Genomic DNA, 21,979 nt, shown 5'->3' with positions numbered 1-21,979 from the left:
CGAACACGGGACAGCGTTCCGGACGGTCGGTTCGGTCGGAACCGAGCGACCAGCTCTCCTCAGTCGTCGTCGCGGGTCGTCGCGGCGCTGGTGTCGGCTCCCCGTCCGCGTCGTCGCGAGACGAACCGGCCGACTTCGACGCCGACGAGCCCCACGAGACCGACGAGGCCGACCGCGAGCGCGAACAGTTCGGGGATTCCCATCCACACCGGCGTGATGTACATCAGGCCGTTGAGATACTTCCCGGGTATCACGTTCTTGAGGCCGATCCAGAACTGCTCGTCGACCGACGGGTTGCGCGAGCCGATGTCGGCGGACTGTGCGCTCGGACCGCCGCTGGATTCGTCACCCGTGCCGAGGCGCTCGGACTCGTAGGGGAACGCGATGTTGACGCTCCAGACCACCTCTCCCTCTTCGTCCACCTCGAACACGCGGTTGCCGTTGGAGTCGGAGACGAGCGTGTGGCCGTTCGGCAGCCGGTCTGCGTCGCGGGGCCACTGCATCTGGGCGTCCCGCCACTTCCACGTCTCGACCCACTCGCCGTCTTGGCGCTGGTACTCGATGACCCGGTTGTTCTCGGAGTCGCCGATGATGACCGCCGGTCCGCCCTCCGATTCGGGGATGTAATCGGGGTTGTGCTGCTCGTTGAGGATGTCGTAGTTGTCCTCCTCGCCGAGCGTCCAGTCCTCCTGGACGCCCTCACCGGGCTCGACGAAGATGACGCGGTCCATGTTGCGCGGACTCAGCATGAACCGACCGTCCTCCAGCACCTCGACGTCGTTCATGTGCGTCCAGTCCTCGGCGTACGGCCCGCCGCTGTCGGCGGGGTCGTACTCCTCGCTGGCGTTCCACGTCCACGTTATCTCCTCGGTCTCGGTGTTCACGACGAACATCCGGTCGAAGAGGATGTCGGCGACGGCGTAGTGCGTCTCGTTGATGCGGTCGCCGTCGTGCCAGCGCGAGGAGTGCTTCCCGGGCGTCTCGACCGAGTAGATGGTCTCGGTCTCGCCGGTCGTCAGGTTCACGCGCTCGATGCCGTTCTCGGTGCAGGCGTTCACGTCTCCGTGCGCTTCGAGGTAGGTGTCGAGCGTCTCCTGGTCGACGCCGAGCGTTTCGGCGTCCCACTCGTCGGGACACTGGTTCGGGTCGAGGTGGTCGGCGTACAGGTACTCGACCGTCGCGTCGGTGCCCTCGACGGGGTCGACGTCCCAGTAGCGCGTGTGGGTGTCGTTGTAGTACAGCGTCGATCCGTTAGGGTTGAACGCGACCAGTTCTGCCCGCGCGCGCGGTCCGTCGGCGCTCTCGCCGCGCCAGGAGTTCGAGTCCGTGGCGACGACGGTGATACCGTCGGCTTCGGGGGCGATCTGGGCGCTCGGGTCGGCGACGCTATCCCCGTCGAGGTTGCTCTCGAACGTGGACTCGGTCGCCGACGAGACGTACCCGACTCCGACGGCGAGTACGGCGAACGCGATGAGGGCGGCGAAGACAACTCGGAGACTAATCCGTCCGGCCATGACTACGCTATCGGCGAGAGCCGGTTTATCCCTTGTGACCATTCTCGACGAGTAGGGGCGGATTACCCTCCGAGAACGTATCTATCGCCGAATATGTCTTCCTCAGCGAACTGAATCTCGGACGAAAAATCGTGTCGTTCGTTGGTCGCTTCGGCGGTCGGCGACTCCCGCCGACCGAACCGGCAGCGTTACGCCGACGCCATGTTCCGGCAGGACTCCGCACATTCGCGGAGCACTTCTGCGCACACCTGACAGTGTTCGTGGTCGTGCTGTTCGCACTCCTCGGCGCACTCTTCGCATGCGCCGGCGCACACTTCCGCGAGGTGATTGCTGTAGTTCGAGTTGCGAGCCATGAACCGCGCGTGCATCGACGCCACGTCGGCGACGTCTCGGCAGAGTCGGATACAGCGTTCCATCCCCTCGCCTTCGTCGATACACTCGTCGGCACACCACTCGCACGCCTGCGTCGCTTCGAGGCAGTTGTCGAGGCAGTCGCGCTGTTCGTCGGACAGGTGAGAGATCTGTTGAAGCGCCATGCACGGTAGGGTCAACGTCCAGCATTTAGCCTTTTGTGCCTGTGAGAACCACCCCATCGACGGCTCGAACTTCGGATTCGAATCCGAGTCGAGACGGCAGTTATCCTCCGAAACCTCGTCCGCGTCGACCGGGCGTCGAAGGCGACGACCGCTGGACGACAGTATGGCCCAGTTGACATTGTAGGCGCGCGTGGTTATCATAACTGCTTAGGGCCGTTGTGTGGTCCTTCGCGTATGAGAACATCCGGCGAGTGGAGGTAGCATGACGGAGCGCACAGACGACGGTATCGACTCGTTGGGCTATCGCATCACCGAGGAGTCGTATCGGACGTTCCCTATCGCCGGTGACCCCGTCAGCGAAGTCGTCATCAGAGCCGTGGCGAGGGCGGTCGATCGCGACCCGCTCGAACTCGACCAACTGTACGGAACGGTCGACCCGGATGCGCTCGACGACCTCTTCACCGACCGCCCGTCGAAGCCGGCGGTCGACGGTCAGTTCGTCTTCCTGTTCAACGGCTGCGAAGTCGTCATCTCGCCGGACGCCGTCGCCGTTCGTCCGCTCGACGGCTAACGTCCCCGGAGCGACCGTCCGTCACGCACCGACCGGCCCGACCGCCGCCGCCGACACCACCGATTTCAGCGAGGTGAGCACTCGTGCAGCCCAGAACGCCACGGGATTCGTCCGTCGCGTCGGGTCGGTTCCCGCGTCGACCTCTCGCCCGTCTCCGTAGCCGTCGCCGTCGGTGTCGACCCGTTCGGGGTCGGTGCCGAGTTCGCGCTCGGTGGCGTCGGAGAGCCCGTCGTCGTCCGTATCGCCCGCCGCGTCGTTCGACCCCGAACGCTCCCCGTCGACGTCGGAGACCTCACCCGAGTCGTCCGTCTCTCCCGAGTCGTCCGTCTCACCGCCGTCTTCGGCGGCCGAGCCGTTCGTCCGCGGGTGTCCGTCTCCCGCCGAGGCACTGTCGGCGTCGGCGACGAACGGGTTGGTCCCGGCCGCTCGCTCCTCGGCGTTGGTGAGGCCGTCGCCGTCGGGGTCGTCACCCGGATACTGCGTGTAGAGGGCTGGGCGGTCCGGCACGGGCGGGGCCGCCGTCGTCCGGACGTACCGGTCGAGGTCGTCGCCGACGGACCGGTCGCTCACTTCGACGACTATCTCCCGGAACGACTCGTAGTCGAGTCGGCCCTCGTGGGCGTTGACCCGCTCGAACACCGTCGTCAGCGTCCGCTCGCCGCCGGTCGCCTCGTGGATGGACGCGTCCAGCGACGCGAGCACGCGGGGGCCTTTCCGATACGGCACGAGCGGAGTCGACCAGTTCGTCGGCGTCGACAACACGGCGTCGGCGTGGGCGTCGGTGCTCACGGTTCCTCGAAACCGCTCGTACGCGAGGTCGCCCGACTGCAGCGAGAGGTAGCTGGCGTAGTACTCCGCGCTCGCCTCGCGGAACCACCGCATCTCCTCGCTCGCCCGGTACGACTGCCGCAGGTGGACGTACTCGTGTACCCAGACGTTGCTGTCGGCGTCGACCGAAGCGTCGTCGCGGACCCACGCCGTCGCCCCGCCGTCGAAGCTCAAGCCGCCGGCGGTCGTTCGGACCGACTCCGCCGGAATCGCGAACAGGTGCGTCGCCTCGTACTCGCTCTCCGGCAACCGGGCACCCGCCGAGGCGACCGAGTCGAGCACCGCCGACGGTTCGGACCTCAGCGACGCCGCCTCCGGGACGACGAGGGAGACCCGCTCGTCGCCGACCGTCCGGTCGTACACGTCGACCGGGCCCAGGAACGCGAACACCGACGTGGCGTAACCGGGTCCCTCGACGGTGACGTTCGTCGAGACGCCGGTCGCACCGACGGTCCGTCCTCGAATCGATGGGGTGAGCCGGCGGACGTCGACGGCGGCCCACTCGCCGGTGTCGACGCCCGCGCCGTAGTGGTCGAGCGTCGTCTCGCTCACCGACCGCTCGAACGCCAGCGTGGGACGAGACGTCTCCCGGTCCCAGCGGTAGACGCCCGGTTCGACCCGCTCGAACCCGTCGGACGCGGAGACGGTCCGCGACGAGTTCCCGCGGAACCGAAGCTCGAGCGCGGTCGTCTCGTCGGCGAGGTGGTAGGTCACCTCGGCGCCGACCCGTCCGGACGGTTCGGGGTTGGAGAGCCGGATTCGTTGCTCGATGCCGATAGCCGTCGCCTCTTCGGCCACCGACGGCTGGAGGGCGGTAGTCGCGGTGGACGGAGACGACGCCGGGTCGTCGACGACTTCGCTGCTGTCGCCGCTCTCGGCGCCGACACCGCCGACGTCGTCGACACCACTGACTCCTCCGACGCCCTCGATTCCGCCGGCACCGCCGACGCCGCCGCCATCGCCGACCGCGACTCCGGCGCTCGCTGGTTGGACGAAAAGCAACACGGCCAGAAAGACGACGAGCGGCCGTCGAACGCGTCCAGTCACGGTAGTACTATCTGCGGAAGCGACTATCAGCGTTTTGCTGACGTCGGGCAGCCTGCACAGATTGGCCGACGACGCTCCCACCCGACCCGTCCGGAATCCGACGGAACGTCGATTTATGCCCGTGCAGCACCTGAACAGCGTGCGAACAGACGACCGAACTTCGCCTCGCCGAAACACACCAAGGCGACACATGACCTCGAAACCAGACGTTCCAGACACGACAGCAGAATCGACTTCGGACCCCGTCGACGAACGCGACGTGCGCGCGCTCACCGAGACGATGTTCGTCGACAGAGAAGCCCCCGACTTCTACCGCGTCCGCACGGGTAACGGCGACGAGTACGTCGTCGACACGCGCGAACCGGCGTGTACCTGTCCCGACTTCCAGTACCGCGACGTCCGCTGCAAACACGTCAGGCGGGTGCAGTTCGAGGTGGGCGACCGCGACACCGAAACCGTCGCGGACGACGTTCACACCGCGCTCGCCGACCTCGACGACCGGCTGGCCGCACTCGCCACCCGGCGAGCCGAGTACGTCGGCCTCCTATCGACGATCGAACGGTTCGACCGCCGATAACGCCCGACCTGTGACGACTCGTCGAGCGACGGTTCGTGACTCGCTGAGCGGCGGTTCGTGACTCGCCGAGCGGTGATTTGTCGAACGACGCTCGCTGGCTCCTCGGTCGCCGCCCGTCACAATTTTCACACAGTCTGAAAATCTCACGATGTTCGTGTGTGCGAGTGTGAACGGTCCGACTTCCGAAACTCGGCGCTCGAAGCGACTGTAGCGACGCTCCCGGTCGGTTCTTAGTCGGCGAGAAAACGGTCTGACGAGTTATAGCTCTCCGCGTTGGCCGTACTCGTCTTCGGCGTCCGCGGAGAAGAGACTCCGTTCGACTTCCGTTTCGGTTCGGTCAGCGACGTCCCGGTAGGCTTCGAGTCCGACCGAGAGCAACCCCTCTATCGCGCGTTCTTCGGTGAGAAACTCCTCCGCGGCGAGACGCTCGAACTGTGCTTGCTTGTCGTTCGGGAGCGTGATTTCGATCTGCGCCACTGTGTCTACACAGGTTCGTCTCCGGTGTGAAGATGACCCCATAAGAGATTGGGAGTTCGACGGAAGATTACAGACTGACCCCGTCGATGTCGTCGGAGAGTTCGGTGACGACCCGTTCGTCCTTGTCGAAGTAGAGAATATCCGCCGCTTCGAGTTTCGGTAGGTCTACGTGGTACAAACTGACTCGGATTCGTTTTCGGTCCGTCGCCTCGTCGGAGATCTCTCCCGGATTCTGCGCGACGACAGCGTCGACGAGTGCGTCCAACGTCGTCGGTTGCGAGCACGCTTGGAGCGCTCGAACGGCCTGTTGACGTCGACTGCTGGCGAAGAGTGTCTGGAGTTGCTCGGTGGAGAACGACGTGACCAGGCGACTTCCGAGTTCGGACGTAGTTGCGTCGACGGGTCTGTCGTGCATCGCTCGAACGTTTATATCGAACTATCATAGGTAAACGGCCAAAAGAGATTGGTTCGTCGATAAAACAGTCTGTGACAGCAGCACTCGCACCCCAGCAATTATGGGCGCGCGGACGGTAAAACGAGCACCGACATTCGGGCGCGAGCCGAGCGCGGCCGCTCCCGTCTCGACTGTCCCACATCCCGGCTGTGTACTCGTCGACTTCACGCACACGGGGCTCTTCCGACTACGTGCCGTCACGCCGAACATCACTGTCACACCGAACATCGCCGCCACACCGAACATCGCCGTCACACCAATCACACCGGTTTGCGACGCACATCTCCACTAAAGATGTCACACCAGAACACGCCGGAAGATACACGTCGAATCGCTTCGGAATCCCCCGACACGACGTACCGTTGCACTATCTGGCTCAAGACGGACGGAACCATCGCCGCGGTGACCGACCTGTTCCTGGAGACGACCGGCTACACCCGCGAGGAGCTCGTCGGCCACGACGCGCTCGAACTGTTGAGCCAGTCTACCGGAGAGGACGGCTCGGTCGACGACGAGCGTAACGACGCGCTCGCCGAGGCGATTCAGCGCCTACTCGACGCCGACACCATCGCGGTCGAGACCGTCGAGACGGAGATATCGACCGCCGACGGCGACACCGCCTCGTTCGCGCTGGACCTCATCTCGCGGCCGCCGGACGAGGAGTTCCGCGGCTCCGTCGGTGTCCAACCGAGCGAGAGCGAACAGGACATCCGGGACCGCGAGCTGTGGGTGAAAACGCGTGCGATGGACGACGCCGGCATCGCGCTCTGTCTCTCGGACCCCAACCGTCCCGACAACCCGCTCATCTACGTCAACAAGGGGTTCGAGGAGGTCACCGGCTACACGGCCAGCGAGGCGATCGGGCAGAACTGTCGCTTTCTCCAGGGCGCAGAGACCGACCCCGAGACGGTCGACCAACTGCGCGAAGCCGTCGACGAGGGCGAGTCCGCCTCCGTCGAACTGAAGAACTACCGCAAAGACGGCACGCCGTTTTGGAACCAGGTCGAGATCGTGCCCATCCGTGACGAACAGGGCGATATCGTCCACTACCTCGGCTCACAGCGAGACATCACCGAGCGGAAACGGCGGGAGAAGCAGCTCCGCGAGCAGCGCGAACAGCTGTTGGCGCTCGACCAGATCAACCGCGTCATCAGGGGAATCAACAGCGCGCTCGTCTCGATGTCGACCCGCGAAGAGGTCGAGGAGATCGTCTGCGAGCGTCTCGTCGACTCCCCGTCGTACGACGCGGCGTGGATCGGCGAGGTGAACAGCGCCCGCGGAACGATTTCGCCGCGCGCCAGCGCCGGCATCGACGCCGCCTCGCTGAGTTCGGAGACCGAGTCGTTCGACGCCACCGACGTCGAGCACGGTACCCCGGCGATGCGAGCGACGCGAAGCCAGGAGGTCGAAGTCGTCACCGACGTCGAAGACGAACCGGACAGCGAGTGGCGCTCGTGGGCCCTGGAGAACGGCTACCACTCGGTCGCCGCCGTCCCCATCGGGTTCCAGGAGTTCCAGTACGACGTGCTCACTATCTACTCGTCGCGCGAACACGGGTTTACCGGTCAGGAACGCGACGCAGTCGCCCAACTCCGCGAGATCGTCGGCCACGCCATCAACGCCATCGAGCGCAAGGAAGCGCTGTTAGACAACATCGTCGTCGAACTGGAGTTCGTCATGCGCGACCCCGACAGCCCGCTGTTCGCGGCGACCGACGACAGCGACTGCACGGTGACGTACGAGCGGACGATTCCGCTCGCCGACGACAAAGCCATCCAGTTCATCCGCGTCCACGGCATGGGCTGGGAGGAGGTCCAGGCCGCGCTCACCGACGACCCTTCCGTCGACCACGCCCGCGTCGTCTCCGAACAGGAAGACGGCTGTCTGGTCGAGATTCGTTCGCCGGAGACGCCTATCACCTCGAAACTGGCGACGTACGGCGGCCAGGTGGTAGAGGCCGTCGTCGAGGACGGCGAGTTCCGCGTCGTCGCCGAAGTGCCCCACGAGATAGACATCCGCGAAATCGCCACCGCGGTCCAACGAGCGTACCCCGACGCCGAGCTCGTCGCCCAGCGCTCGACGACGCGCAGCGTCCAGACGCTCAAGCAGTTCCAGTCGGCGCTGGCCTCGCGACTCACGGACAAACAGCAGGCCGCTCTCGAAGCGGCGTTCGCCGCCGGCTACTTCACCTGGCCGCGCGAGAGCACCGGCGAGGAGATCGCCGAGGGGCTCGGCATCGCTCCCGCGACGTTCCACGAACACCTCCGAAACGGACTCTCGCAGCTGCTCGGGGCGTCTCTGGAAGGCGCCGACCGCTCGGACTGAACTCCCGGAAACGTCGAGCGGTGTCGAAAAACGTTCCGCCGGGGCCGGACGCTCGACGCCCGACCGCTCGGCTGACGACCCGGTTCAGCCGGTGAGCTTCTGGAACAGTTCCTTGAGCTTCGACCCGGTCGCCATCGTCTGGAGTTCGTCCAGAGTTCGCTGCTCTTCGTCGAGGTTCTGTTCCAGCGGGTCGGTCACGTCGCTACCCATGTCGAGTCTGTCGGCGAGCATCTGGAGGCTCTCGTAGCTCGTTATCTCGAACCGCTCGGTCTTCATTCCGGCACCGAGATAGTGGACGTTGCGGAGTTCGTCTTCTCCGACCATCTCGTCGAACGACTGCTTGTCCTGGAGCATGCCGTCGAGCGCGTGTACCTCGTGCTCGAACGGGTCGCGGTCGATGGCGTCGAACACGCGCTCCAGCCGTTCGACCTGTTTCCGCGTCTCGTCGCGGTGGTCGGCGAACCCTCGGCTGATGTTCTCGTTCGGCGTCTGCATCGCGAGCTCGTCGAGCGTGTCGACGAGTCGGTTCTCCACGTAGTACATCGCGCCGAGTTCGTACTCGAACAGGTCTCGAAGCGTCTGCAGGGATTGAGTTTCTGTGGCCATGGTTCCGCACGTGGTTTCGCCACGAGGACGCGGATAAACGTTCGTCGACCGTCAGCGTGCGCCGACGGTCTCTTCTCCGAGTGTATCGAGTGTGACCGACCGTCGGTTTCGGCGACGGCTACCGCGCACGCGCTCACCGGTCGCGCGTCTCGACGACCAGTGCGGCGATGTCGTCGGCGTGCTCGGCGGCGACGCGCACCAGCGCGTCGTGAAACTCACGTCCGGTCACGTCGCGGACGCCGTACTCGCGGCGGAGCGCGGCCTCCACCTCGAACTCCAGGTCTTCGAGCGCATCGAGCGTCTCGTCGCGGACGTAGACGCTCTTGGGCGTCGTCTCCTCGAATGAGAACGCGGGTCCGCCCTCCTCGTCGGTCGACGCCGACGCGACGGGGCCGGAGTCCGACCCCTCCTCGACCGTTTCGCCGTCGGTCGCCTCGCTGTCGGTCGCCTCGTCGTCGCCGACCGTCTCGGCGGGTCGGTCGGTCTCATCGCGCTCGACGGCCTCGCTCTCGCGCTCCGCCTCGTCGCCGAGCGCGTCGCTCAGTCCCGCGAACCGGTTCCCGTCAGGCACTGGCGGTCACCTCCTCGTCCCCGCCGGCGTCGACGGCCCCCGATTCGACGACGCGCGCGAGTTCGTCGAGTCGGCCGACCATGTCGTTGTCCGGTTCGTACTCGCGGAGCGTCTTTCCGTCGCGCCAGGAGCGGCGGAACGCGATGCGTCGGCGCAGGCCGGGGCCCGGAGAGTCGGCGTCGTCGAACTCGCCGCTCCGGGCGAACTCGGGGAGGTACTCGGCGAACGGCGACGACTCCAGGTCCTGGATGATGCGTCTCTCCTCGTTGTTGCCGCTGAGGTCGTTCGGCACGATGGCGAGCAGGTCGAGGTCGACCTCCTGGCGGATCGGAACGATCTGTTGCTCCCACATCCGCTCGAAGCCGCTGACGCTCGGTTCGCTCATCAGAAGCGGGACGATAACGTTGCCCGACCCGATGAGCGCCGCGTCCGACAGCGGTCCGAGACTCGGCGGCGAGTCGATGACCACGTAGTCGTATCGGTCGCCGAGAAGCGGTTCGACGATACGTCGGCGGACCCACAGCACGCCGAACGTCGAGTTCCGAACCCGGTCTTCGGCGCCGTCGAGGTCGACGTGTGCCGGAACGACGTCGAACCCCTCGCGTTCGTGTATCACCGCGTCGATGGCCACGGGGTCGTCCTCGGTGAGCACGTCGCCGATGTGCGGGCCGTCGGCCTCGTAACACTCCTTGAGACCGACGCCTTCGGTCGCGTTCCCCTGCTGGTCTAAATCGACGAGGAGCACGTCGTTGCCGCGCGCCGCGAGCGCGTCCGCGAGGTTGATGGCGACGGTGGTCTTGCCGACGCCGCCTTTCTGTAGCGAGACGCTCACCGCGCGACTCATCGACGCTCACCCGGTCCGGACTGGCCGAACCGTCTACAAATTGTACACTGTCTCCGATGTGGACACCGCGCGCCAACTGTCGACCGTCTCATCGGTTCACCACGTCTCTCCGGCGTGTCTTAACGTTATCCACGTCCCGACGACGTTCAGAAATTTCTGCAATTTGCACACTGTGTGCCCGGCGACCACGGACGGTTCGGTTCCGAAATAACGTTCTTCTGTCCCCGGTTGCCGTCGGCGTCGCACGCGACGCTCGCGTGCGCCCTGGTCAGTTACTGTTCGGACACGCGTCGGTTACGAGCGTCGCACCGATCCCCGTCTCTCCGCGCTAACCGACTGCCGACATCGCCGTCTCGCTCGCAGTGCTGAATCGCCATCAGTTATTCACATCTCGCGCCCGTCCGGTACGGTATGGCGTCACAACTGTCCGAGGACGACGTCGACAAGCCGGTGTACGACGACGACGGAAACGAAGTCGGGACCGTCGACGAAGTGACCGACGAGGGCTTCTACCTCCGGTTCGGCGAGGGTGTCCAAGTCACGTGGAGCGGTGCAGACGAGGAACGATACCCCATCGGCTCGGGCTCCGTCGCGGACGTGACGGCGGACCGCGTGACGCTCGAGGGCGACTTCGAGGGTTAGTCGCGCTGTAGAACTCGGTCGACTTCTCTCGCAGTCTCGGCCGCACGGATGTCCGAGTACGACTCGTGCGTCGTCTCGATACTCGCGTGTCTGAGCGCCGACTGTGCGAGTTCCGCGTGGCCGTTGGCGTACAGTTCGTGGCCGAGTCCGCGTCGCGCGCCGTGGGGCTTGAGGTACTCGCCGCGCACGTCGATACCCGCGTCGGCACAGAGACGTTTCATCACGCTCCGCGCCCCGTTCGTCGTGAGCGACGGCGGCGTTACTCGTTCTTCGCGGAGTACCGCGGACAGTGGGCCCTCCGAACAGCGGTCGTCTATCTCCTCGTCGGTCCACCCCCGCTCGCCGAGCTGCGTCTCGACGGCCCGCCGAAGCGACGGGCCGTGAGCGGTCGGAAACACCGGCCACGACGGGTCTGCGGGTTCACAGCGCTCGCGGTAGTCGAGAAGCGCCGCGCTCGCGCGCCCGGGCAGCTGTGCGTACTCGTACTCCCGGGATTTCCCGAACACCCGAACGGCGTTGGCGTCGACGTCGACGTCGCTCCACCGGAGTCCCGTTCGTCGCTCGTCGGCGGCAGCGGCGAACGCCTCGCCGCCGCGGACCCCCGAGAGCGCCAGCAGCGAGACGAGCGCCCTGTTCCGGAACGCTCGACGGATCTCTCGGTCGGAGCCGTTCGCTCGCGCCTCCTTGGCTCGCCGGTCGACGTAGCTGAGTATAGCATCACGCTGTTTACGGCGCCAGAACTGGCGGTCCCTGTCGCCGTGGTCTTCGGGGAGTTCGTCGGTCGCACGCGCCGATTTCGCCGGATTCGTCCCTGCCAACTCGTCGGCGACGCAAAATCCGAGAAACGCTCGGACGTACGCGTAGTAGGTGTTCGCCGTGCTCGCTCGGAGGTCGCCCTCCCGGACGAGTCGCTTGAGGTGTCGGGCGTAGCGCCGACAGTGCATCACCGTCACCGCGTCGACTGCGGTCACACCCGCCTCCTCTCGAAGCCACGCGGCCCACTCGGTCAACACCGAGCGGTAGTTCTTTCGGGAGTTACCCGCCTCGACGCCGTCGAGATACCGCTCGATAGTCGATTCGATGGCTGCCTCCTCGCGCATCGATTCGCACTGGTGGGCCCATCGGTAAATAGCTGTCAGTGACTCGCCGTCGGGATTCGATGGACCGGTACGGTCGTCACGCGGCTGATACACTACTGGATGCTATACGAATCCTCGGTCGACAGTTCCGAGCGTGACAGCGGGCGATGCGGGCTCTCGACAGGATGCAGCATCGAGAGCTACGCGGCCGACGCGACGGACGCGTCAGTACCGAGCGCCGAGGTCGACGCCACAGCCGCGGATTGCCCGAGCGGCCCCTCTCATTTTACCCCGGCGCGAGCGTAGTACATCGAACGATGACACCGCCGACACCGGGCGAGAGCTACACCGTCGAACGAACGTTCACGCCCGAGGAGGTCGACCGCTTCGCCGACCTCTCCGGCGACACGCAACCGCAGCACACCGAACCGGACGACGAGGGACGGCGGATGGTTCACGGACTGCTGACGGCGACGCTCCCCACGCAGATCGGCGGCCGACAGGAGGTCCTCGCGCACACGATGGAGTTCACCTTCTCGCGCCCCGTCTACACCGGCGAGCGAATCACCTGCACGTGGACCTACGAATCGGTCGAGGAGCGGCCCGACCGGTACGACCTCGTCGCGAACGTGAGCTGCTCGCGCGGGGACGAACGCGTGCTGTCGGGGACCGTCACGGGACTCGTCTGGAAGGGCGAGAACCCATGACCGGCGTCTACGAGCGTGCGCTCGGCGACGGAGTCGACGACCTCCACCCGAAGGTCAGAGAGCGGTACGCCCTCGATGCCGACGACGACGTGCTCTGCGTCGGCCGCGGCGAGATGGACATCAGTCGCGGAACGCACGTCCTCCCGGCGCTGTACGCGATGGCCCCGCGGAATCTCCTGTTTCCGGAAGGGGGTCACGACGTCCCCTTCACCGTCAAAACCGTCGGCCTCCGCGACGACGCCGGGCGCGAAGCGCTGGCGACGATTCGGGAGTTCTCGTTCGGTCGGAGACGGCGACGGTTCGACTCGCTAACCGTCTGGGACGACGAGAACGAGCGACTGCTCGACTTCCTCGGAACCGACGGTCCCCTCGTCTCGGAGCTTCTGCCCTCGGTCGACGCGGGCGCGCTCGTCGTCGGGAGCGGCCGACAGTGGGTTCGACGCGGCGAGCGATACGCCCGACTCCCCGGACCGCTCGCCGCGAACGTCGAGGTCCGCGACCGGTACGACGACGCCGACGAGCGATACCACGTCGACGCCGTCGTCGAGAACGTGCTCGCGGGCCACGTGCTCAGCTACCGCGGCGCGTTCGGCCAAGAGCGGCGGACGCTCGACGCCGTCCCGGACGACCTTCGACCGACGCGCGGACTCGACGTGTTGCCACCCCGGTGAACAGTTACCGGCGGTCGTCCGGCTCCCCGCTGGACCCCCGCGCGCACGAGCGCGAAGAACGCCGAGGTGAATCGTTCGGTCATCGGCGTGCGTCGGCAACGAGGGGGGCGAGCGTCGCGTGCGTCGGACGGTCGGTGGCGAGAGTACCGGTGCCACAAGAGGCTACTGTGTCGCGGCCGTCTTCCCCTCTATGACGGTCGAAAACCGAAGCGACACGTTCGATATCGGCGGCGAACTCACCGTTCACAGACTCGGCTACGGCGCGATGCGTCTCACCGGCGACGACATCATCGGCGAACCCGACGACACCGAGGAGGCCCGTCACGTGCTCCACGAAGTCATCGCGACGGGCACCGACCTCGTCGACACCGCCGACTCCTACGGGCCGGTCGTCAGCGAGCGACTCATCGGCGAGGCGCTCCACCCGTACCCCGACGACCTCGTCGTCGCCACCAAGGGCGGCCTGCTTCGGAACGACGACGGCGACTGGCTTCCGAACGGCGACCCCGACTACCTCCGGAACGCGATTCTGGGGAGCCTCGACCGACTCCGCGTCGACAGCATCGACCTCTACCAGCTCCACCGCCCGGACCCCGACGTCGACTTCGAGGAGTCGGTACGGGCGCTCGCCGAGTTGAAGGACGAGGGGAAAATCGGCCACGTCGGCCTCAGCAACGTCTCCGTCGAGCAACTCGACACCGCCCGCGACATCGTCGATATCGCAACCGTCCAGAACCGGTTCAACGTGGGCGACAGAGAGCAGGAGGACGTACTCGACGCCTGCGAGGACGCCGGCATCGGCTTCATCCCGTGGTACCCGCTCGGCGCGGGTGACCTCGGCGACCGAGCCGACGCCGTCGACGACATCGCAGACGCCCACGACGCGACGCCCCAGCAGATTGCGCTCGCGTGGTTGCTGCACCGCTCGGACGTGATGCTGCCGATTCCGGGCACCTCCAGCGTCGAGCACCTCCGCGACAACGTCGCCGCCACCCACATCGACCTCTCCGACGAGGAGCTGTCGCGGCTGAACGAGTAGCGCGCATCGACGCTCCACCGCGACCTCCCCGGACTCCCGGTTCCGTAGCATCTTAACGCCTCGCGCCCCTACCTCACCCATGGGCAACACAGAGACGGCGACGCTCGCCGGCGGCTGCTTCTGGTGTATCGAAGCCGCGATGAAGGAACTCGACGGCGTTCTCGAAGCGACCTCCGGCTACACCGGCGGCGACGTGGCCGACCCGACGTACAGACAGGTCTGTACGGGCGAGACGGGCCACGCCGAGGCCGTCGAGGTCGAGTACGACCCCGAGAAACTGAGCTACGAGGACATCCTGCAGGTGTTCTTCACCGTCCACGACCCGACGACGCTCAACCGACAGGGTCCGGACGTCGGCACCCAGTACCGCTCTGCGGTGTACTATCACGACGACGAGCAGCGCGACCTCGTCGAGTCGTTCGTCGAGGAACTCGAAGCCGAGGGCGCGTTCGACGACCCCATCGTCACCGAGATCGAACCGCTCGGCGAGTTCTACGTCGCCGAGGAGAATCACCAGGACTACTACGAGAAGAATCCCGGCGACGCCTACTGCACGTTCAACGCCGAACCCAAGATCAGAAAGGTCAGAGAGAAGTTCGCCGACAAAGCGAGACAGCCGCCGGCGGACGACTGACGACCCTGACACGAACACCGCCGTACCGCACCTGTTTTGTATCGGCGCCCGAACTTCGAAGTATGGGTTTTGGTAGCTACGACGAGTCCGAGCAGCGAGACCAGACTGTGAACGCCGACGCGGACGAGGGCGTGAGCGTTCACGAGAAGGACCACGACGGGAAAGTGACGTTCGACTCCGACGCGTCGACCGACGACCTCCTCTCGAAACTCGAAGACATCAAGGCCGCCGACGCCGACGACTGACGCCCGTCTGACACACGTTTATATACTGGTTGTTCATTTACGATGATACAGACCGCAGGGTGTCGGGAACACGGGTAGGGGTACACGGCGTTCACGCGCTCTGCGGAATTTTCAGTCCTCGAGCGGCCGCGCCGGCGATATCGTCTCACCCCCTCGCCGCAGCCGTCTCGCCCCCCGTCGAGGTCTGTCGGTTCCCCGTCACCAATCGAGGGGAATCCGTGCGCTTATGCGGGGAAACGGATTTGGCGAACCCAATGTGGTTCCCCGCACATCTCGCCGTCGGCTACCTCCTCGGCGTCCGAGCGCGTCTCGCGCTGGGGTGGTGTCTGTTGGGCGCTGCGCTCCCCGACGTCGTCGACAAATCGCTCGGACTCGCCGGCGTCCTCCCCGCCTACCAGACCGTCTCCCACTCGATTTTCGGGCTCGTCCTCGTCGGAGCGACGCTGCGCGTCGTCGTCGACGAGGCGACCCGCCGAGCGGGCGTCGCCTTCGCCGCCGGGTGGCTCTCGCATCTCGGTGCCGACCTCCTCCAGTTGACGCTCGACGGACGTGGGGCGCACGCCGCCGGAATGCTGGGGTGGCCAGTGACGCACTGGTCGAATCCGATGGTCGACGGGTCGATACCGGGATACACGGACACGCTCCTGTCGGCGATACCGTTTCTCTCCGAGGGGTACGTCGTCCGCTACCTCTCCTCGCCGTCGTTCCCGGTCGAACTGGTCGTCTGCGTTCTCGCTCTCGGGCTGTTCGTCGCGGAGCGACGCCGACGGCCCCGGTCGGCCGCGGCGCAGTCGCGTCGATGACGCACGGCGGTCGGCGGCGACCGAACTCTGAGTGCTTATATCGTTGCTAAAGCCGCTCTCCGGTGGAGAAACAATCGAAACGGAGCTTTGGGTTTATCTGAGTTCCGTCCCCAGTACTCCGCTAGCATGAGGGTCCACTCTCACCCCACGATAGCGCCGGTGAAGGCGGCGACGCCGTCGACGAGCAGGTCCCGTCTCCGCAGGTGGGCGCTCCCGTGCCGCTGAGCATGGACGGCGACCCCGACGACCGTCACGGGCGGCGAACCGACGGGCCGACGACGGCGTCCGGCCTCGAGACCGATCGCTACGGGCTCGTCGTCGAAGCGTACCTCGCACACCCCTCTATCCTGCTGTGTCCGACACTCGACGCCGTCTCCGAAGCGACCGTTCGGCCGCAGTCGCAGACGACGTACCGCGGCCGCCGAACGCTGTTTTTCACCGCCGCGAACGTCGATTACGACGAGTTCGAGCGCGCGCTCGTCGACGACCCGACCGTCGACGACCCGACGCTCGTCGGCGTCGATCCGAACTACCGGACGTACCGCGTCGGACTGGGCGACTCGGCGCGGTGGCCCACGCAGATCCCTGAGGCGCTCGGCGCGTCGGTGACGACCGCCGAGAACAACAGCGGCGGGTGGCACGTCCGCATGCGTCTCCCCGGTCGAAAGATCCTCTCGAAGCTGAGCGCTCGCTGCCGCGAGAACGACGTCGAGTTCCGCGTCCGCCAACTGTACAGCCCCGACGCGGACAACGGCCAGGGTGGCGCTACGCGGTACGGTCTCACGGACGACCAGCAACGGCTGCTCCGAGCCGCCCACGAGATGGGCTACTACGACGTTCCGCGACGGAGTTCGCAAAACGAGTTGGCCGACCGGTTCGGCGTCTCCCCGTCTGCGGTCTCCCAACAGCTCCGTCGCGGTACCGGAACCCTCGTCGGAAACACGCTCGTCTCCCCCGTCTTCGACCCCGATTCGTGACCGTCGTCTCGACGAAGCGGTTCGACCCGACGAAGCCGTTCGACACGAACCCGAAACCGTCGACGCGGAGGCGTTCTCACCGAAGTCGAGCCGATGATGTGACTTTTGACACGAAACCCGTTTCACACCCTCTCTTCACCCCTCTCGGACCGCCGGCCGCCCCCGGGCGCTCGAATCAGCCAAACTCCCGAAAAACACCGCGAGAGACCGTTTAGCAAGCTCATAACTCGCTGGGCCGTCGGTCCGAAACCGGAGGAGACCCCTGCCGTCGACGCGTCGAGTGAGAAGCGCGGACTGCTGTCGATTTGGAGGTCAGTAATCTCCGGTTAATCGATCGTTATCGTCATCCTATACTTAAAACCTACAGTGATGAACGACTGTTTATTAGAACTGATTGTTCTGTATTGTTTCCACGAACGTTGCACACCTACCAAAATGATGACCACGTTAGGGGCACGATAACGGGGGGTCAAACACCGTTTTCGAGGATGGGGGTGCGACGGGTGACACACCATGGCGAACAATATGTACATCTGCGGTGACGAAGCGACAGTAGAAGCAAACGACGACGACGCGACGAACCGAACGCGACGCGGCTATCTCAAAGGCGTTCTCGGCGTGGGGGTCGCCGGGGCCGGCGTCCGGCTGGGAACCGGGGTCGGCGCGGCGTCTTCGTCCGATACGACCGACCTCTTCGCGGAGTACGACCGCGTGTACGACGTGGTCGAGGCCGGCGCCGACAACACGGGCGGACAGCCGATAAACGACGTTTTGGAGCGTCTCCGCGGAGACAACACACTCCTCGTCTTCCCGCCGGGTCGCTACCTGATGGACCGGCAGTTCCGGTTCTCGGGCTTCGAGCAGTTCGGTCTCGTCGGCAACGACGCGACGCTCGTTCCGGCGAACTACCACGATTTCGAGGGACCGCAGTACCGGCTCTTCCGACTGGGAGTCCACTACGCTCCGGGTACGGACATCAGATTCGAGGGGTTCGAGGTCGACTTCACCGCCGACGACACGGGCATCCGCGTCATCGACGCGCTGGCGTCGAAGCGGCTGCAGGTCCGCGACGTCGACGTTATCGGCCACCACGACAGCGGGACATGGGGGCCGGGTCGGTTCTGCGTCACCGACGAGGACGGCGTCGGCATCGTCGAGCGATTCCGCGCGCCCGACGGCGGCGCGTGGGTCGACGAAACCCCCAACGACGGCAACCTCTGGAAGGGGCCGAGCGGCATCGTCGCGAACGTCCACAACCACGGTGAGTTGACGTTCAGGGACTGCGAACTCGGCGGGTTCCCCGACAACGGCCTGTACGCCTCCGGGGGGACCGGAAAAATCGTCGTCGACGGCGGCCTGTACAAGAACAGCGACACCGCCAACATCCGCCTCGGCGGCGAGGGAAGCGAGATTCGAAACGCGACGGTCATCGTCGACGACAACCGCCCCCAGGACGTCAACCAGCGGGCGATTCGCCTCGAGAACGGTACGGATCTCTCGGTTCGCGACACCGACATCCGCATCCCGTCGGTCAACGGTCACGCGCTGACGGTGATGAACACCTGCGAGTCGACGTGGATTCAGGACGTTCGCATCTCGATGGCCGGCGACAGAGTGAAACACGGTATCGTCGTCTCCCCGGAGGCGGGCGAGACCACTATCTACCGCACGGCCATCGACATGAACACCCCCGGCGGATACGGCATCAAACTCGCCGACAGCACCCGGACGGCGCGGGTGAACTGCGAGAACGTGAAGATAACCGGGGACGTGGGCGACGAGGGCGCACGCTCGGCCATCTTCTGTGCGCGAGATAACGTGCGGCTCTCGATGGTGACCGTCGACCAGACGGGCGCGCCGCACCGCCGCGCCGTGGAGAACGTCGCCGACGACTGCAAGATATACGGCGGCGAGTACGTGGCGAGCGAGCGACCGATCTGTAACTACGGCGACGGCCTCCGCGTCGAGGGAACCTATGCCGAGTCCGCCGACGGCTACTACGCGCTGTATCTGTACGACCCCAGCCGCGACGCCTACATCAAACAGAGCACGCTCGCCAACGGCATCTACGACAAGAGCGAAGACGAGTTGCGCGCGTGGGGTAACGAGTTCTAACGTCGAGTGACGAGAACTAAATAAACTGAGCAGCGGTCACCTCGGCTATGGACGCCGACAGCTTACGGCCGCCCGAATTCCGGCGGTAGACCCGCATAGCGTCTCTATAATAATCACCCCGGAGCGCCGAGTGGCGACCATGTCACTGCGCCTCCACAGCATCGCCCCTGCCAGACGTCTCTCACATCGCTATCCGGTGAGCGGCTGATGGATCGGTCGATTCTGAAAGGTATCCTCTCGGTGGGCGGCAGTCGCGTCGCCACGCTCATCATCGGTGCGGCGACGACGCCGCTTCTGTACCGCGAACTCGGCGACGCGAACGTCGGCGCGTACACGACGCTCCTGTCGGTGTTCGCGCTGTTGATGATCTTCGTCAGTTCCGGCGTCACCGACGGCGTCCGCAAGTACATCGCCGAGGACCGCGACGACCCCAACTGGGAGGACGCAGTCGTCGGCTTCTACTTCCGCGTCGCCATCGTGCTCGCGCTGGTCGGTAGCGGCACGGTGCTCGTCCTCGCCGAGACCGGCCTCGGCGGCGCGCTGTTCGGCGACACGTTCGTCCAGTACGCGGCGGTTCTCGCCGGACTGGTCGTCGCCGCGCAGTTCCGCGCCTACACCCGTCGGACGCTGATGGGGTTCGGTCTCGAGGAGTACTCCGAGCCGCTGCGAGTTCTCGACTCGCTCCTGTTCATCGGCGTCGGCGTCTCGCTGGTCGTCCTCGGCCACGGCGTCCTCGGGGCGCTCATCGGGCATCTCGTCTCCGGCATCGTCGTCGGCCTCATCGGTCTGGTGCTGGTCGGAAAGCAGGTGTCGCTCTCGGCGGTGTTCCAAGGCACTCCGACCACGATACCGCGCCGCGAGATGCTGACGTTCAACGGGATGAGCATCGTGCTGATGGCGCTCATGATGTCGCTGTACCACCTCGACATCCTGATGCTGCAGTACTGGGAGCCGAACGCCGTCGTCGGCCACTACAAGGGCGCGCTCGCCATCGCGGAGTTCCTCTGGTTCGCCCCTATCGCCTTCCAGACCGTCTTCGTCCACTCCACCTCCGAGATGTGGTCGAAGGGACAGACCGAGCGCATCTCGAAACTCACCGCGCGGACGACGCGCTACACGCTCCTCTTTACGGGTATCATGGCGCTCGGCCTCGCGGCGCTCGCTCCGGTCGTCGTCCCGCTCTACCTCGGCGAGGAGTTCGTCAACGCGGTCATCCCGCTCATCCTGCTTCTGCCGGGGACCGTCGGATTCGCCGTCGCGCGGCCGATTCTCGCCGTCGCGCAGGGCAACGGGACGATGAAGTTCCCGGTCGCCGCGACGGGCGCGGCGGCGGCCATCAACGTCGCGCTCAACGTCGCGCTCATCCCGCAGTTCGGGATGCGCGGGGCGGCCGTCGCCACCAGCGTCGGCTACGGGACGATGTTCCTCTTTCACCTCTGGAGTGCGAAGAAGGTCGGCTTCGACCCCGTCTCGGAGGCTCGCCTCTTCCGAAGTCTCGCCACTATCGGCGTCGCCGCGCCGCTTGTGCTCGTGTTGCCGTCGCTCGTCGGTAACGATCTCCTCTCGCTGGTCGTCGTTCCGCCGGTCGGACTGCTGCTTTTCGTCTGCGTCGCGTGTCTCACCGGCGCGCTCGGCGTCGGCGAGGTCCTCGAACTACTCGCCGAGTTCCCCGGCCCCGTCGGTAAGGCCGGTGACAACCTCTACTGGCGGCACGCCCGCCTCGTCACCGACGGGGGGAAGAACGTGATGCAGCGGAGCATGTTCGTCGCTGGACTGCTGCTGTTCGTCGCCGCCGGCGGCGTCGTCCTCGCTGACGTGGGCATCGTCGGCGACGACGACGATGGTCCGTCGATGCCCGACTACAGCAACACTACGGAAACGCCGACACCGACGCCGACACCCACTCCGGACACGTCCAACGAGTCGACCGCCGGCGACGACGGCGACCAGACCGGGACGAACACCACGGACGGGCCGAACGACTCGAACGCGTCGACAACGACACAGACGCCCGAAGACGGCGGCGGTGACGACGACGGCGGTATCGGCGACTGGTTCGGCGGTGGTGACGACGACGACGACGGCGACAGCGACGACGGAGACAGCGACGACGGAGACAGCGATAGTGACGACGACGGTCAGTCGGATACCCCGACGGAGACGACCACTACGTCGGAACCGACAGAGACCACTACCTCGACGCCGAACGAGACGACCACCACGTCGACGCCGACGGAAACGACCACCACATCGACGCCGACGGAGACAACTACCACGTCGGCACCGACGGAGACAACTACCACGTCGGCACCGACTGAGACGACCACGTCAACGCCGACTGAGACAACCACGTCAACGCCGACGGAAACGACCACCACGTCGGAACCGACAGAGACGACCACGTCGACACCGACTGAGACGACCACCACGTCGACGCCGTCGGAAACGACCACCACATCGACGTCGACCGAAACGACCGAATCGACTGACTCGACGACCGAGACGACCGAGACGACCGAGTCGACCGAGACGTCGTCTACCGATTCGACGACCGACTCGACCAACTCGACCAACTCGACGACCGAGACGACCGACGTTGGCGACCTGTTCGGGGCGCTCTTGACGTTCCGATCGGCATCGCCGTTCTGAGCCCTCTCGTTTTCTTTCAAACCATATTATAGTAGACACAAATACTCAAAACACGCGTGTTTCGACTG

Annotated in this window: 22 protein-coding genes; 13 read left to right on the top strand and 9 right to left on the bottom strand. The window is 65.6% G+C overall.

The genetic code is table 11. The features are described 5' to 3' along the window. Positions 1-59: 59 nt before the first annotated feature. Both FCF25_RS06130 and FCF25_RS06125 read right to left on the bottom strand, forming a co-directional pair. Positions 60-1,514: an arylsulfotransferase family protein gene (locus FCF25_RS06130; RefSeq protein WP_117595267.1), complete on the bottom strand. Its 1,455-nt coding sequence runs from the start codon at positions 1,512-1,514 to the stop codon at positions 60-62. Between the two features lie 188 nt (positions 1,515-1,702). After that, positions 1,703-2,050 (bottom strand): four-helix bundle copper-binding protein, encoded by a 348-nt coding sequence (locus FCF25_RS06125; protein WP_117595266.1) that lies wholly within the window; start codon positions 2,048-2,050, stop codon positions 1,703-1,705. Positions 2,051-2,312: 262 nt separating this feature from the next. On the opposite strand from FCF25_RS06125, the gene FCF25_RS06120 reads away from it, so the two are divergent. Further along, positions 2,313-2,621, top strand: a complete 309-nt coding sequence (locus FCF25_RS06120) for a HalOD1 output domain-containing protein (protein WP_117595265.1) — start codon at positions 2,313-2,315, stop codon at positions 2,619-2,621. 21 nt (positions 2,622-2,642) lie between these two features. Here the strand turns inward: FCF25_RS06120 and FCF25_RS06115 are convergent, their stop codons facing one another. After that, positions 2,643-4,496 carry a thrombospondin type 3 repeat-containing protein gene (locus tag FCF25_RS06115; protein WP_168191212.1) on the bottom strand — a complete coding sequence of 618 codons (1,854 nt, stop codon included), beginning with the start codon at positions 4,494-4,496 and terminating at the stop codon, positions 2,643-2,645. Positions 4,497-4,686: 190 nt separating this feature from the next. Here FCF25_RS06115 and FCF25_RS06110 point away from each other — a divergent pair, with 190 nt between their 5' ends. Beyond that, complete coding sequence (locus FCF25_RS06110) at positions 4,687-5,073, top strand: SWIM zinc finger family protein (protein WP_117595263.1); 387 nt, start codon at positions 4,687-4,689, stop codon at positions 5,071-5,073. 258 nt (positions 5,074-5,331) lie between these two features. Here FCF25_RS06110 and FCF25_RS06105 read toward each other — a convergent pair whose 3' ends face one another. Together FCF25_RS06105 and FCF25_RS06100 are read right to left on the bottom strand one after the other, a co-directional pair. Continuing rightward, positions 5,332-5,550 carry a cell surface protein gene (locus tag FCF25_RS06105; RefSeq protein WP_117595262.1) on the bottom strand — a complete coding sequence of 73 codons (219 nt, stop codon included), beginning with the start codon at positions 5,548-5,550 and terminating at the stop codon, positions 5,332-5,334. 67 nt (positions 5,551-5,617) lie between these two features. Beyond that, entirely contained in the window at positions 5,618-5,965 is a 348-nt protein-coding gene (locus tag FCF25_RS06100; protein ID WP_117595261.1) for a hypothetical protein, read from the bottom strand. A 333-nt stretch (positions 5,966-6,298) separates the two neighbouring features. Here FCF25_RS06100 and FCF25_RS06095 point away from each other — a divergent pair, with 333 nt between their 5' ends. After that, entirely contained in the window at positions 6,299-8,329 is a 2,031-nt protein-coding gene (locus FCF25_RS06095) for a bacterio-opsin activator domain-containing protein (protein ID WP_117595260.1), read from the top strand. Between the two features lie 84 nt (positions 8,330-8,413). Here FCF25_RS06095 and FCF25_RS06090 read toward each other — a convergent pair whose 3' ends face one another. From FCF25_RS06090 to FCF25_RS06080, 3 genes are all read right to left on the bottom strand, one after another. Further along, a complete protein-coding gene (locus FCF25_RS06090) occupies positions 8,414-8,935 on the bottom strand; it encodes a ferritin-like domain-containing protein (RefSeq protein ID WP_117595259.1) in 522 nt (173 codons plus the stop codon). Positions 8,936-9,068: 133 nt separating this feature from the next. Next, positions 9,069-9,506 (bottom strand): hypothetical protein, encoded by a 438-nt coding sequence (locus FCF25_RS06085; protein ID WP_117595258.1) that lies wholly within the window; start codon positions 9,504-9,506, stop codon positions 9,069-9,071. Further along, the gene (locus tag FCF25_RS06080) at positions 9,499-10,350 is read right to left on the bottom strand and encodes a ParA family protein (protein WP_137047709.1); all 852 of its coding nucleotides are present in this window, start codon (positions 10,348-10,350) and stop codon (positions 9,499-9,501) included. The genes FCF25_RS06085 and FCF25_RS06080 overlap by 8 nt, the downstream gene beginning before the upstream one ends. Positions 10,351-10,761: 411 nt before the next feature. On the opposite strand from FCF25_RS06080, the gene FCF25_RS06075 reads away from it, so the two are divergent. Beyond that, a complete protein-coding gene (locus tag FCF25_RS06075) occupies positions 10,762-10,992 on the top strand; it encodes a hypothetical protein (RefSeq protein ID WP_117595256.1) in 231 nt (76 codons plus the stop codon). Here FCF25_RS06075 and FCF25_RS06070 read toward each other — a convergent pair. Continuing rightward, on the bottom strand, positions 10,989-12,092 hold the full coding sequence (locus tag FCF25_RS06070) for a site-specific integrase (protein ID WP_137047707.1): 1,104 nt from the start codon (positions 12,090-12,092) through the stop codon (positions 10,989-10,991). The genes FCF25_RS06075 and FCF25_RS06070 overlap by 4 nt on opposite strands. Before the next feature lie 296 nt (positions 12,093-12,388). On the opposite strand from FCF25_RS06070, the gene FCF25_RS06065 reads away from it, so the two are divergent. From FCF25_RS06065 to FCF25_RS06025, 9 genes are all read left to right on the top strand, one after another. Next, the gene (locus FCF25_RS06065) at positions 12,389-12,778 is read left to right on the top strand and encodes a MaoC/PaaZ C-terminal domain-containing protein (RefSeq protein ID WP_137047705.1); all 390 of its coding nucleotides are present in this window, start codon (positions 12,389-12,391) and stop codon (positions 12,776-12,778) included. Beyond that, positions 12,775-13,449, top strand: coding sequence for a DUF4166 domain-containing protein (locus FCF25_RS06060; RefSeq protein ID WP_137047703.1), 675 nt, complete (start codon positions 12,775-12,777; stop codon positions 13,447-13,449). Before FCF25_RS06065 ends, FCF25_RS06060 begins: the two co-directional genes overlap by 4 nt. Before the next feature lie 190 nt (positions 13,450-13,639). After that, entirely contained in the window at positions 13,640-14,488 is an 849-nt protein-coding gene (locus FCF25_RS06055; RefSeq protein ID WP_117595352.1) for an aldo/keto reductase, read from the top strand. Positions 14,489-14,567: 79 nt separating this feature from the next. Then, positions 14,568-15,122: a peptide-methionine (S)-S-oxide reductase MsrA gene (msrA, locus tag FCF25_RS06050; protein ID WP_137047701.1), complete on the top strand. Its 555-nt coding sequence runs from the start codon at positions 14,568-14,570 to the stop codon at positions 15,120-15,122. Positions 15,123-15,184: 62 nt separating this feature from the next. Further along, the gene (locus FCF25_RS06045) at positions 15,185-15,367 is read left to right on the top strand and encodes a DUF5786 family protein (protein ID WP_117595251.1); all 183 of its coding nucleotides are present in this window, start codon (positions 15,185-15,187) and stop codon (positions 15,365-15,367) included. 254 nt (positions 15,368-15,621) lie between these two features. After that, positions 15,622-16,170, top strand: a complete 549-nt coding sequence (locus FCF25_RS06040) for a metal-dependent hydrolase (protein ID WP_137047700.1) — start codon at positions 15,622-15,624, stop codon at positions 16,168-16,170. Between the two features lie 215 nt (positions 16,171-16,385). Further along, positions 16,386-17,147, top strand: coding sequence for a helix-turn-helix domain-containing protein (locus FCF25_RS06035; RefSeq protein WP_137047698.1), 762 nt, complete (start codon positions 16,386-16,388; stop codon positions 17,145-17,147). Positions 17,148-17,660: 513 nt separating this feature from the next. Continuing rightward, positions 17,661-19,262 carry a right-handed parallel beta-helix repeat-containing protein gene (locus FCF25_RS06030; RefSeq protein WP_217353097.1) on the top strand — a complete coding sequence of 534 codons (1,602 nt, stop codon included), beginning with the start codon at positions 17,661-17,663 and terminating at the stop codon, positions 19,260-19,262. A gap of 207 nt (positions 19,263-19,469) precedes the next feature. Beyond that, positions 19,470-21,911, top strand: coding sequence for a flippase (locus FCF25_RS06025; protein ID WP_137047697.1), 2,442 nt, complete (start codon positions 19,470-19,472; stop codon positions 21,909-21,911). Positions 21,912-21,979: the final 68 nt, after the last annotated feature.

This window comes from Haloprofundus sp. MHR1, assembly GCF_005155585.1.
GTDB lineage: Archaea > Halobacteriota > Halobacteria > Halobacteriales > Haloferacaceae > Haloprofundus > Haloprofundus halophilus.
The sequence above is the reverse complement of the archived record's forward strand: the minus strand, read 5'-3'. Positions and strand labels throughout refer to the sequence as shown.

Bases quoted from the DNA above. Each gene is read 5' to 3' on its own strand.
- FCF25_RS06130 (WP_117595267.1), bottom strand. From the start codon at position 1,514: ATGGCCGGACGGATTAGTCTCCGAGTTGTCTTCGCCGCCCTCATCGCG.
- FCF25_RS06075 (WP_117595256.1), top strand. From the start codon at position 10,762: ATGGCGTCACAACTGTCCGAGGACGACGTCGACAAGCCGGTGTACGAC.
- FCF25_RS06040 (WP_137047700.1), top strand. From the start codon at position 15,622: ATGTGGTTCCCCGCACATCTCGCCGTCGGCTACCTCCTCGGCGTCCGA.
- msrA (WP_137047701.1), top strand. From the start codon at position 14,568: ATGGGCAACACAGAGACGGCGACGCTCGCCGGCGGCTGCTTCTGGTGT.
- FCF25_RS06080 (WP_137047709.1), bottom strand. From the start codon at position 10,350: ATGAGTCGCGCGGTGAGCGTCTCGCTACAGAAAGGCGGCGTCGGCAAG.
- FCF25_RS06120 (WP_117595265.1), top strand. From the start codon at position 2,313: ATGACGGAGCGCACAGACGACGGTATCGACTCGTTGGGCTATCGCATC.
- FCF25_RS06090 (WP_117595259.1), bottom strand. From the start codon at position 8,935: ATGGCCACAGAAACTCAATCCCTGCAGACGCTTCGAGACCTGTTCGAG.
- FCF25_RS06030 (WP_217353097.1), top strand. From the start codon at position 17,661: ATGGCGAACAATATGTACATCTGCGGTGACGAAGCGACAGTAGAAGCA.
- FCF25_RS06125 (WP_117595266.1), bottom strand. From the start codon at position 2,050: ATGGCGCTTCAACAGATCTCTCACCTGTCCGACGAACAGCGCGACTGC.
- FCF25_RS06060 (WP_137047703.1), top strand. From the start codon at position 12,775: ATGACCGGCGTCTACGAGCGTGCGCTCGGCGACGGAGTCGACGACCTC.
- FCF25_RS06025 (WP_137047697.1), top strand. From the start codon at position 19,470: ATGGATCGGTCGATTCTGAAAGGTATCCTCTCGGTGGGCGGCAGTCGC.
- FCF25_RS06070 (WP_137047707.1), bottom strand. From the start codon at position 12,092: ATGCGCGAGGAGGCAGCCATCGAATCGACTATCGAGCGGTATCTCGAC.
- FCF25_RS06055 (WP_117595352.1), top strand. From the start codon at position 13,640: ATGACGGTCGAAAACCGAAGCGACACGTTCGATATCGGCGGCGAACTC.
- FCF25_RS06045 (WP_117595251.1), top strand. From the start codon at position 15,185: ATGGGTTTTGGTAGCTACGACGAGTCCGAGCAGCGAGACCAGACTGTG.
- FCF25_RS06110 (WP_117595263.1), top strand. From the start codon at position 4,687: ATGACCTCGAAACCAGACGTTCCAGACACGACAGCAGAATCGACTTCG.
- FCF25_RS06065 (WP_137047705.1), top strand. From the start codon at position 12,389: ATGACACCGCCGACACCGGGCGAGAGCTACACCGTCGAACGAACGTTC.
- FCF25_RS06100 (WP_117595261.1), bottom strand. From the start codon at position 5,965: ATGCACGACAGACCCGTCGACGCAACTACGTCCGAACTCGGAAGTCGC.
- FCF25_RS06095 (WP_117595260.1), top strand. From the start codon at position 6,299: ATGTCACACCAGAACACGCCGGAAGATACACGTCGAATCGCTTCGGAA.